The sequence below is a fragment of the Streptomyces sp. NPDC050636 genome (genome assembly GCF_040654775.1).
Classification (GTDB): domain Bacteria; phylum Actinomycetota; class Actinomycetes; order Streptomycetales; family Streptomycetaceae; genus Streptomyces.
Genome location: NZ_JBFAIP010000148.1, coordinates 1 through 11008 on the forward strand (window position 1 = coordinate 1; position 11008 = coordinate 11008).

9 protein-coding genes and 1 pseudogene are annotated in these 11008 nt (G+C 69.7%); 3 read left to right on the forward strand and 7 right to left on the reverse strand.

Annotation, left to right across the window (positions count from 1 at the left end):
• The 3 genes from AB0I10_RS38385 to AB0I10_RS38395 form a co-directional block, all read right to left on the reverse strand.
• Positions 1–1500: right-handed parallel beta-helix repeat-containing protein (locus AB0I10_RS38385; protein ID WP_363157384.1), on the reverse strand; the 1500-nt coding region annotated here is incomplete at its 3' end.
• A gap of 41 nt (positions 1501–1541) precedes the next feature.
• Complete coding sequence (locus AB0I10_RS38390) at positions 1542–2720, reverse strand: Gfo/Idh/MocA family oxidoreductase (protein ID WP_363157385.1); 1179 nt, start codon at positions 2718–2720, stop codon at positions 1542–1544.
• Between the two features lie 205 nt (positions 2721–2925).
• Positions 2926–3216 carry an alpha-isopropylmalate synthase regulatory domain-containing protein gene (locus tag AB0I10_RS38395; protein ID WP_363157392.1) on the reverse strand — a complete coding sequence of 97 codons (291 nt, stop codon included), beginning with the start codon at positions 3214–3216 and terminating at the stop codon, positions 2926–2928.
• Between AB0I10_RS38395 and AB0I10_RS38400 the strand changes: the two are divergent.
• A pseudogene (locus tag AB0I10_RS38400) lies at positions 3103–3607 on the forward strand (FCD domain-containing protein); the annotation flags it as partial. The gene AB0I10_RS38395 and the pseudogene AB0I10_RS38400 sit on opposite strands and share 114 nt — an antisense overlap.
• Positions 3608–3711: 104 nt before the next feature.
• On the forward strand, positions 3712–4245 hold the full coding sequence (locus AB0I10_RS38405) for a GNAT family N-acetyltransferase (RefSeq protein WP_363157386.1): 534 nt from the start codon (positions 3712–3714) through the stop codon (positions 4243–4245).
• Between the two features lie 68 nt (positions 4246–4313).
• On the opposite strand, the gene AB0I10_RS38410 is transcribed toward AB0I10_RS38405, so the two are convergent.
• The 3 genes from AB0I10_RS38410 to AB0I10_RS38420 all read right to left on the reverse strand — a co-directional run bounded on the left by AB0I10_RS38410 (position 4314) and on the right by AB0I10_RS38420 (position 9007).
• Positions 4314–5345 carry an NAD(P)/FAD-dependent oxidoreductase gene (locus AB0I10_RS38410; protein ID WP_363157387.1) on the reverse strand — a complete coding sequence of 344 codons (1032 nt, stop codon included), beginning with the start codon at positions 5343–5345 and terminating at the stop codon, positions 4314–4316.
• A 90-nt stretch (positions 5346–5435) separates the two neighbouring features.
• Positions 5436–7787 (reverse strand): MFS transporter, encoded by a 2352-nt coding sequence (locus AB0I10_RS38415; protein ID WP_363157388.1) that lies wholly within the window; start codon positions 7785–7787, stop codon positions 5436–5438.
• A 557-nt stretch (positions 7788–8344) separates the two neighbouring features.
• Positions 8345–9007 (reverse strand): ScbR family autoregulator-binding transcription factor, encoded by a 663-nt coding sequence (locus tag AB0I10_RS38420; protein ID WP_363157389.1) that lies wholly within the window; start codon positions 9005–9007, stop codon positions 8345–8347.
• 297 nt (positions 9008–9304) lie between these two features.
• On the opposite strand from AB0I10_RS38420, the gene AB0I10_RS38425 reads away from it, so the two are divergent.
• Positions 9305–10180: a ScbA/BarX family gamma-butyrolactone biosynthesis protein gene (locus tag AB0I10_RS38425; RefSeq protein ID WP_363157390.1), complete on the forward strand. Its 876-nt coding sequence runs from the start codon at positions 9305–9307 to the stop codon at positions 10178–10180.
• 385 nt (positions 10181–10565) lie between these two features.
• On the opposite strand, the gene AB0I10_RS38430 is transcribed toward AB0I10_RS38425, so the two are convergent.
• Positions 10566–10793, reverse strand: a complete 228-nt coding sequence (locus AB0I10_RS38430) for a hypothetical protein (protein WP_363157391.1) — start codon at positions 10791–10793, stop codon at positions 10566–10568.
• Positions 10794–11008: the final 215 nt, after the last annotated feature.

Sequence of the window (11008 nt, forward strand, 5' to 3'; positions counted from 1 at the left end):
GGCGACCGATACACCCGCGCCGAGGGCCGGAGAGCCGGCGCGCAGGCGGACGTCGTCCGGGGCGACGAACCGCGGGTCGGCGCGTACCGGGGCGGTGTCGCCGGCCGGGATGCCGGAGATGCGGGCGTAGAGGTTGTGGTCGTAGGTGTTGTGCGGGTCTCTGATCGGGGAGGCCGGGCCGGCGCCGGCGAAGATGTTGTTGCGGAAGGTGACACCGCCGGGACCGTTGCTGCTGACCATCGCCGTGTCCGGGACATTGGTACTGATGGTGTTGTTGTGCACCAGGGTGTTGGTCGCGGGCTCGCAGACGACCGAGATGACGCCATAGGGCGCGGACTTGTTCTGGTCATTGACGCTGATGTTGTACCGGACGGTGTTGCGGTCGGATGTCATCCCCTCGCCGTTGCAGATCAGCAGAAAACCGCCCTCGTTGTCGTGGCTGTAGTTGTACTGATACACGTTGCCGTTGTTGCCGCCGTCGATGTCGTACGCCATCGAGTCCCGGGTGCCATGGCCGCCGGTCACCTCGTTGAACTGGTAGAGGACGTCGTCGGAGTTCCAGGCCCAGATTCCCGCGTTGTAGCCGGCCGAGCGGGTGTTGAAGCCGTCGACCAGGTTGTTCTCCACGCGCGCGCCGACGGCGGTCTGTACGACGATGCCGTCGCCGCCGACATCCCGCACCGTGTTGTGGTGGAGCGACAGACCGGTGATCGGCGCGAAGGACGGACCGGGCCCTTCGGGGTGCTCCGGCCTGCGGCCCCAGGTGGACGAGGTGCCGATGCCCGTACGGTCGGTGTGCACGACGGTGGAATGACGGACCGTCACATCCGCAAAACGGGTGGGCTTCGCCGCCCCCTGTACGGCGAAGAGGATGCCGCCGGACGGGTCCGGGTCCTTGAAGTCGGCGCCGTTGACGTCGTGCACGTCCACTCCGTCCACCAGGTAGTGGCGACCGGTGCCGAAGTCATGCAGCCGTACGAGCACCCCGGCGCGCCGGTCGGTGGTGGTGACCGGCCCGGTGTTGGTCACGTCGAGGTCCCGCAGTTCCCAGTACTGGACGTTGTCCAGGAGGATCGCGGCCCGCGCGCCGGCACCCTCGATGCGCGGCTTGGCGCCGCTGCCGTAGGCGCCCGCGCCGAGCGGCGCGCCCGCCGCACCCGATGTGCTCGGTGCGAAGGTGCCGGTGCATGCGGTGCCGCGCTTGAAGAGGATGCGGCCCCCGGGCCGGAGGGCCGCCGCGCTCGCCTTCCTGAGCGTCCGCCAGGCGGCTGTGGCGCTGGTGCCCGCGGCGGAGTCGGAGCCGGCGTCGCAGTCCACGTAGTAGGTGGTGGCGGCACCGTGGGCGTACGCGGGTGCCGCCTGCGCGGGTATCGCCTGGACCTGTGGCGCGGCGAAGGCGGCGGCGGACAGGGCGACGAGGGCCGTTCTGCGCAGTCGGGTTATGGCTGGTCCTATGGCTGGTCGGGCTGCGGCTCGTCGGCCTGTGGGGGGTCGGTGCATCATCTCTCCCGATTCGTTCTGCCCGATTCGTTCTGCCGGAGTCAGGACCGTCGCTGTCCTCGCTCGAAGTACGCCCGCAGGTCGTCGTCGAGGGGCGGTACGTCATAGGGGCGGCCGCCGGAGCGCAACGAGCGGGTGGCCGCCTCACCCGCCGCCACGCTCATCCGGGCCGACACCGGGGACGTGTCCGTGGCGCCGCCCTCGCGCACGAACCGGACGAACTCCTCGACGATCCGCGTGTCGCTGCCGTCGTGCGACCCGGCCGCGTCCGGCACTCGGTGGTTCGCGTCGCCGTCCGGCCGGTATCCGGAAGGACCGGTGTTCCATACCCGGACGGTGTCGCCGGGGCCGTCACCGAAGTTCTCCAACCGCCCTTCGGTGCCGATCACGGTGTAGTTGCGCCAGTAGTCGGGCGTGAAGTGACACTGCTGGTAGGCGGCGATCACCCCGTTGTCGAGCTGCATGTTCATCACGGAGGCGTCCTCGACGTCCACCACGTCGTGCAGCTCGCGGCGGGCGGTGGGCGGCCAGTCGAACTCGCGCAGCCAGCCGTCCGGACGCGGGGTGCCCGGGGCGCGCCGCGGCAGGTCACCGTAGACGAGGAGGTCGCCCAGGGCGTTGAGGCGCCGGGTGTGGCCGCCGGCCAGCAGATGGATCACATCGATGTCATGGGCGGCCTTCTGCAGCAGGAGGCCGGTGGTGCGGCGGCGGTCCGCGTGCCAGTCCTTGAAGTAGTAGTCGCCGCCGTACGACACGAAGTGACGGGTCCACACCATCTTGGGCGCGCCGATGTCGCCGCGCGCGATGAGTTCGTGCATCAGCCGGACCACGCCCATGTGCCGCATGTTGTGGCCGACGTAGAGGCGGGTTCCGGTCTTGTGGGCGGTGCGCAGGATCGTGTCGCAGCTCTCGGCGGTGATGCTGAGCGGCTTTTCGACGTAGACCGGCTTGCCCGCCTCCAGGGCGGCGCAGGCGATCGCCTCGTGGGTGTCGTCGGGGGTGGCCACGATGACCGCGTCGATCGTGTCGTCGTCGAGCAGCCGCTGGTAGGTGCCGGTGGCGAGCCGCGCGCCGAACCGCTCGGCCTCCCGGTGGCGTACCTCGGGGTCGAGGTCGGCGACGGCCGCGACGGCCGAGCCGCGGCCGGGTCGGTGGGCGGCGGTCGCCAGGTTGCGGCGCATCCCGAGCCCGATGACGCCGATGCTGAGGTCGTCTTCCACGGTGTCTCCTGCCCTCGTGCCGATGGCGGCCACATCGTTGAGCACATGGTGACGGGTGACAAGGTCTACGGGAAAAAGTTCAAGCGGTTTCCACGAAAGTGCAACTGCTCCAGGAGGCCGGCCGTACGGCGCGCCGCCGTGCGGTAGTTGTCGGCGGCGGCGCGCCGGTGCCCGGAACCGCGCGCCGCCCCCGTCCGCCCCTGTTTCAGCCCGCCCGGTTGACGGCCGCCAGGACGGCCCGTACCGAAGCGGTAAGGACGGAGGTGTCCTGACCGACGCCCCAGTGGACGGCGTCGCCGATGCGGCACCGGACGTACGCGATGGCGTCGCTGTCCGGTCCTGAGGACGTGGCGTGTTCGCTGTAGGAGAGGATGTCGACGGGGGCACCAAGCTCCCCGGCGAAACGACCCTGGCCAAGACCCTCGGCGTCGGCCGCTCCACGGTGCGTGAAGCGGTACGGGCCCTGGCCGGCGCCGGGCTGCTGCAGCCCCGGCAGGGCGCCGGCGTCTTCGTCATCGCCACCGAGCCGGCGGAGGACTGGCCCACCCGCCTGCGCCGCGATGCGGTCCGCCCTTGAGCGGCGGCGCACAGCCGCCGCCGGCGACGACGCGGCCTTCGTCGACGCGGACATCGCCCTGCACGCCGCGGTCGTCGACGCCGCGCACAATTCCGTACTGACCGATCTGTTCTCCCAGTTCGCCCCCGCTCTGCGGCAGGGCCTGATCGACCTCGTCGAGCTCCTCGGCCTCCGGGACGACGACCCGCAGCACGGCCACGCCCGCCATGCCGCCCTGGTCGACGCCGTCGCAAACGGCGACGGCGACACCGCGAGCCGCACGCTGCGGGCCGAACTCGACGAGACGCTGGCACAGCTGCTGGGCCGCTGACCGGCACCGCACCTACCGCGCACGGCACGCCCCGGATACACCGCTCCCCCGGTCCCGCCGCTCCCCGATTACCACCAGTCCGCCGCATTCGGCAGGATGGGCGTATGACCGAGATCCACACCCCCCGCCTCCTCCTCCGCCGCTGGACCGACGACGACCTCGCCCCCATGGCCGACATCAACGCGGACCCGCTGGTGATGCGCTGGGTCGACGACGGCTCCGTCCTCGACCTGGACCAGACCGCGGAGGCCATCGAGCGGTGGGAAGAGGAATGGGACGACGAGGGCTTCGGCCGCTTCGCCGTCGAACTCCTCGCCTCAGGTGAACTGGCCGGATTCGCGGGCCTCTCCGTACCCGAGTACCTCCCTGAGGCGCTGCCCGATGTGGAGATCAGCTGGCGCCTCGGCCGCCAGTACTGGGGCCAGGGGTACGCATCCGAAGCCGCGCAGGCCGTGCTGGAGTTCGCGCTCCAGGACCGCGGCCTGGACCGTGTCATCGCCATCAACCGACTGGGCAACGAGGCCTCGGAGAATGTGATGCGCAAGCTCGGCATGGACTTCGAGCGGGAGACGACACATCCGGAGTACGGCTATGCGCTGACCGTGCACGGCATCGACCTGACCGAGTATGAGGGGTGAGGGGGAAGCCCGGCTCCCTGCGCCTCGGACAGACCTCAGCTCTTGCCCTTCTCCGGTGAGCGGGCCCTCTACCGTGCGACGGACAGGGCGCGCCGGTGGTTGTTCACGTCGCGGTCGACATCTTCCTCCAGAAGATCGGCGTTGAGGGCGATCGCGGCGGCCGAGCCCTGCCCCGCAGCGGTGATCACCTGGGCGCGCGGGTCCACAACATTGCCCGCCGCCCAGACACCGGGCACGCTGGTGCGACCGCTCGCGTCGGTGGCCACGAAATCCGCCGCATCCTTCTCGCAGCCGAGACTGGTCAGCAGTGCGTCGTTGGGGATGAAGCGCGGCGGCACGAAGACCGCGGCACGCGGGACCACGCTGCCATCCGCCATGCCGACCCCCTCCATCCGGTCGTCGTCCCCGACCACCAGCCCGCTGACCTGACCTCCGACGATCCGTATGCCGCGGGCGGCCAACTGCCGGCGTGCGTCCGCGGAGACGTCCCCGGTGTGCGCGAAGTACACGACGTCGTGGGACCACTGCCGCAGCAGCAGCGCCTGGTGAAGGGCGAGAGGCTGAACGGCGATGACGCCGATGGGCTGGTCGGCAACCTCGTAGCCATGGCAATACGGGCAGTGCAGGACATCCTTGCCCCAGCGCTCGCGTACGCCGGAGATGGCGGGCAGTTCGTCACGCAGCCCAGTGGCCATGACGATGCGGCGGGCCCGGAGGGTACGGCCGTCGGCGAGCCGAACGGCGAAGCCGCGCTCGATGCCGACGAAGCGCTCGATGCTCTCGACCCGGCCGTCGATGAGTTCGGCGCCATAGCGCTCGATCTCGGCACGGCCCGCAGCCCGGAGATCCGAGGGCGGCATTCCGTCCCGGGAGAGAAAGCCGTGCATATGAGCCGCGGGGGCGTTGCGCGGCTCGCCGCTGTCCAGCAGCGCGACCCTCCGTCGAGCGCGGGCCAGCACCAGGGCGGCGTTGAGCCCGGCCGCGCCACCCCCGATGATCACCACGTCGTGGCCGGGCCGCTCGCTGCCGCCGTTGAGGTAACTGTCGTCGCCGGCGTTATTGCTGATGTTGCTGCTGGCGTTGTTGCTGTGCTGGGTCATGGTGGGCACCTCCGCGGCAGAGACTGCGCTCAGCGATCCGCGATGGCAAGTAAAGTTGCCGAAACAGCGAAATCTTCCCGACGCCGCACGTCAGCGGGCGGCGCCGGACGGGTGGGCGAGGTCCAGGTCGAGGACCTCAGTGGCACCGCCTGCGAGGGATATCGGGGCCGCGTGGGGCGGGTAGCCGGCTGCCGACAGGGTGTAGCGACGGCCGGTCAGGTCGACGAACGCGAAGGCGCCGTCCGAGCCGGTGATGGTGTGCCGGGCGACCGCGCCGTCCTCGATGAGGGTCACGGCCGCATCGCCCAGCGGTCGCCCATCGGAGCCTCGCACGATGCCGCGGACCGCGGCGGCCCGCTCCAGACGCGCCTCCTGCCGTTCCCGTACGTCGCCGGGCAGTTCGACGGAGCGCGCCTGCGGCCGGTGGCCGGCGGCGCTCAGCACCAGGGTGTAGCTCCCGGGCGGCAGCGGAGCGACGGCCCAACCCCCGTCGGGACCGGACGTCGTGCGGGCCACCACGTCGCCCTGGGCATCGGTGACGACAATGCCGCCGTCGGACAGCGCGGTGGCGTCCGGAGAGCTGAGCAGGGTGCCCTCCAGGCGGCCGCCGCCGGTGCCGGTGCCGGTGAGTATCAGGTCCACCTCGATGGGCGACCCTTCGCCGCCGTACGTGACCGAGGCCGCGTGCGGGGTGTGGCCCGGTGCCGCGCCAGTGAGGACGTAAGTGCCGGCGGCGGGGGCGGCGAGCCCATAGCGGCCGTCACCGTCGGCCTGGGTGACTCCGGCCGGGCGGCCCTGACGGTCTATCAGGGTGACGCTTGCACTGGGGACCGGTGCGCCCGCCGAGCCCACGACGCGGCCCCGGAACCCCGCCGGGACGGCGCCCACTCCCCGCACGCCCCTCTTGTCATCCGCCTCATCCACCTCATCCGCCTCATCCGCTGCGTCCGCGTTCTGTGCGACCAGCGTCGCGCGGGACGCCTTGCGCTGCGACGGCAGGAAGGCCGCGACGGCGGCACCGAGGAGGACCACGGCCGTGGCGATCAGGAAGGAGACCCGGAAGCCGTCCATCGTGGGCACCGTGACCGGCCCCGAGCGCGTGGACATATGGGCCAGCACCATGCCGATGACGGCGCTGGAGACCGAGGTACCGATCGAGCGCATCAGGGTGTTGAGGCCGTTGGCGGCGCCGGTCTCGGACGGGTCGACGGCGCCGATGATCAATGCGGGCAGCGAGGAGTACGCCAGGCCGATGCCGGCGCCGATGACCACGGCGATGATGACGGTCTGCCAGGGGGCGTTCATCAGGCCGATGCCCGCGCCGTAGCCGAGCGCGATGATCAGCATGCCGAGCAACAGCGAGATTTTGGGGCCTCGCCGCGCTGCTATGCGTGCGTAGAGCGGGGCCACCAGCATCATCATCACGCCCAGCGGCGCCATGCACAGACCGGCCACCACCATCGACTGGCCGAGGCCGTAGCCGGTCGACGTCGGCAGCTGGAGCAGCTGTGGCAGCACCAGCGAGATCGCATAGAACGCCACTCCGACCGTGATCGAGGCCAGGTTGGTGAGCAGCACCTCGCGGCGGGCGCTGGTCCGGAGGTCGACGAGCGGATCGGCGATGCGCAGCTCCATCAGCCCCCACAGCACCAGGATCAGGGCCGCGGCACCGAAGAGGCCGAGGGTGGTGGGCGAACTCCAGCCCCAGTCACTGCCCTTGGTGACGGGCAGCAGCAGGGCGACCAGCCCGGCGGACAGCCCGAGGGCACCGGCCACATCGAAGCGTCCACGCGCCCGTACCGATGTCTCCGGGACGACGAGGACGGTCAGCAGCATCGACAGCACACCGAGCCCGGCGGCGCCGAAGAACAGGGCGTGCCAGTCGGCGTGTTGGGCCACCAGAGCCGCGACCGGCAGGGCGAGTCCGCCGCCGACACCGATCGATGAGCTCATCAACGCCATCGCCGACCCGAGCCGTTCGCGCGGCAGCTCGTCGCGCATGATGCCGATGCCGAGCGGTATGGCGCCCATGGCGAAGCCCTGCAGCGCCCGGCCGACGATCATGGTGAGCAGTTCGCTGGTGAATCCGCAGATCAGCGAGCCGACGACCATGACGGCAAGGCTGGTCAGCAGCATCCGCCGCTTGCCGTACAGGTCACCGAGGCGTCCCATGATGGGCGTCGAGACGGCGCCTGCGAGGAGGGTGGCCGTCATGACCCATGTGGCGTTGCTGGGCGCCGTGTTGAGCAGCGTCGGCAGATCCTTGATGACCGGCACGAGCAGCGTCTGCATCACCGCGACGACGATGCCGGCGAAGGCGAGCACCGGGACGATGGCGCCGCCGGCTCTGGGGTGTCCGCCCATGGCCGGCTCGGACGCCGGGTGCGCGGCGGCAGCGGCCGCCGTCCTTCCGGCTGGCTGATCCGTCGTCATCTGCGTCATGCGCGGGGCCTCCAGGGGGGCAGGGCGGGCGTATGCCTCATGGCGTGGGGTTGAGGGGTAACGGGTCAGGGGTGTCGATGCGCTCGGGCCGGACACCCGGTACGTGCATGGCGAACATTTTTGGCCAGGGCGGTATTCCGTTACGCGGACTGCAACTCACGGCATCGAGCGTGGTCCGGCTCACGCACGAGGGGCCCCTGCCCACCGTCCGTCTACCGCCCGCCTATCGCTTCACTGCCGACGCCCTCCGCCAGCCCTCCCCCGACCTCACCCATCGCCCCTCCCCCGCCTCGTCTCCGATGCTGACTTCAGTCAACAGCACACCACTGACAATCCGCGGGCAAGCGCCCTCGCCCCGACGCTCCGCCCCGTACGACAAGGCGCCCCACCCGCATGACAAGAGGCGCCGCGCATCCGCGACGCCTCCGACTTACGCTCCATCTCCGCGCGCGACTGATCACGACCGACCGAGATCGACTGACTGATATCCGACCAAAACACCGACCATGCGGTATGTTTTCAGCGCCCCTAACCCGCCGTCCACTCGCGCAAGCGGCTCACGCCGCCTCCCCCTCGGCCAGGGCCCTCGCCTGGATTTCGGCATCGAGTTTCGCGCCGCGCTCCGGATCCAGATCGAGCCTGGCGAGAATGGCGGGTACCGCGATGCTCGGCATGATGTGCTCGTGGAAAACGGTCAGCCGACGACAGAGATCAGCGTGGTCGGTAAGGACCTTCGACATTATCTGCAGTCCGGCGAAGGCACCGCAGATCAGCTCGGCCGTCTCCCGTACATCAACACTGTCCAGGACTTCGCCGCGCTCCTTCGCCTCGGCCAGCAAGCTCTCGACAAACGCGGCCCACGACATCATCGACTGGTTGCGGTCAAGGCGGTTGGCACCCTGCTCAACCGAAAGGCGCGCCGCACCACGCTGGAGCGGATCGCTGCGCAGCCGGAACGACAGGATCTGTCCGGCGTCCACGAACTCCTGCAGTTTGATCTTCTGTGGGGCCACCGCGATGTCGATCACCTGCTCCTCAAGCACGGCGAGCGCGAGCTGCTCCTTGGAAGCGAAGTGGAAGTACAAGGCGCCCTTCGTCATCCCGGCGCGTTCAAGGACTTCGGCGATGGTCGCGCGGTCGTAGCCAAGCTCGTCGAAAACCGACGCGGCCGCCTCCAAAATCACTCGCCGGGTCTTGATAGCGCGGTCCTGTTGTGCCACAGGACGCCTCCTGTCTTTCAAAATCTTCAAGCTCTTTCGAAATCTTCAAGTTCAGCAACAGCTCGCGACAGCTCAGGTCGTAGACAGATCAGCCACTTACCCTTTTCGCCGCCCCGGCATTGAAATAAAACCGGATGGTACGTATCTTAACAGCGTTCAGTCTCATCCTAGATATGCCTGGGGGCATTCATGAGCGACACGATGCACGCCGGCGATACGGTTCGGTACAGCGCCACGCACCCGCACCCGCCGGTGCCGAGCCGGCGCACCCCGTCCCGAACTGGCCAAAGCGCCGGCGTGCCCCAGGAGTTCGCGCATCGCCGCGCTATGGAAGACGTCTTGATCACGTCGTGGAGTCGGCTGGATGACGACCATTTCTCGCTGACCGCCCAGTGGCCCCACGACCACACGTATTTCACCCCGAGCCACGGACGCCATCACCCCCTGCTCGCGGGCGAGACCATCCGCCAGGCAGGGCTGCTCCTCTCGCACGCCGAACTCGGCGTGCCGCTCGGCCACCACTTCATCCTCGCGGACCTGGTCTACACAACGGACCCTGAGCGGCTGACCGTTGGGACCGGCCCCACAGAGCTGACCATCGACGTCAGATGCAGCAACACGCGGATGCGGGCCGGCGCGATGACCAGCGGCCACTTCGACATGACCATCCACATGGACGGACAGATCATCGCGACCGGCAACTCCAGCGTCACCGTCACCGCGCCCGCCGTCTACCGACGGATCCGCGGCGAGCGGCTGTCGGCACGCCATGCCGACCGGCCGCTGCCCGCCCCCGTCGAGCCCCGGCTGACCAGCAGCGCCCACCCCGACGAGGTGCTGCTCGCCCCCACCGACCAGCCCGGCCGGTGGCTGCTGCGCCTGGCGACCGGCCATGCGTCGGTCGTGAACCCGGCGAACGATCACATCCCGGGAATGGCGCTGCTCGACGCGGCACAGCAGGCCGCCCGCGTCATCACCTCACCCAACAGCTTCATCCCGTACGCCTTCGGCACCGAATTCCGCCGCTACGCCGAACACGACATCCCGTGCGTCATCGAAGCGCGCCTGGTGCCGTCGGCCATACCCCACACCACCACGGTCCAGGTCACCGGCCTCCAGAACGCAGAGCCGGTGTTCGTGTCCACGCTCACAGCGCTGGATGCGCGCGAGTGAGGAGGAAATTCGATGAAGCGGGGGAACACAGCGGGGAGCCGCGACGGACGGACATCGCGGCTCCCCGCTTCATCGAAACTTCCGTCCGCCCGTGGGAGTTCGCCTCACCGGGGTGATGCCGCGCGGCGCGAGAGGCGCTTGTTCTGGCTGGTCGCGGCCTGGTCGCGGCTTGGTCGCGGTCTGATCACCGCCAGGTGACCAAGTGCCATACAGGGCCACACCCTTGGCCGTCTCCTCGCACGTGACGTTGCTGCTGCCGTCGTCGTGCAGGCCTCCAGACACAGCTCTGCCAGATCCCACGCGGCCGCTCCACTCACACTCGGCTCTCACGCTGCGTTACGCAGCGGAGGGCGCCGCCCGGAAGTGAATCAGTTCCGGCTCCCCTTCAGGGGGGCGGCATCGGCCAGTCGTCCATATTGCCACCGCGCCACTCGACGAGCTGGGGGTCATCGAGCTTGATGTCCTCGGCCGGACCGGCGACTCCCGCGCGGCGCAGGAATTCGGCGACATCGCCACGGCCATGGGCGAGGCCGACGATCTGCCCACGCACGGTCACCCGGCGGCCGCCGGACGGCGTCGGCGGATGCACGATGACAGGCGGGTGCTCGGTCATGAGTCCAGCCTGCGCCGGGCTCCGCGACGGCGCACCTGGACAGCCCGATCTCACTCGACCGGACGCCGCACATGAAGCCGGCCGGCCGTCCACCCGTCGCCTTGGCAGCCACGAGCACAAACTTGAACATTCAAGGTCACTTGATGGCCATCGCCCGCAGCAACACGTGCACCGGGATGCACCGGGAACCCGCCGATGCCGACCCCGGACCGATC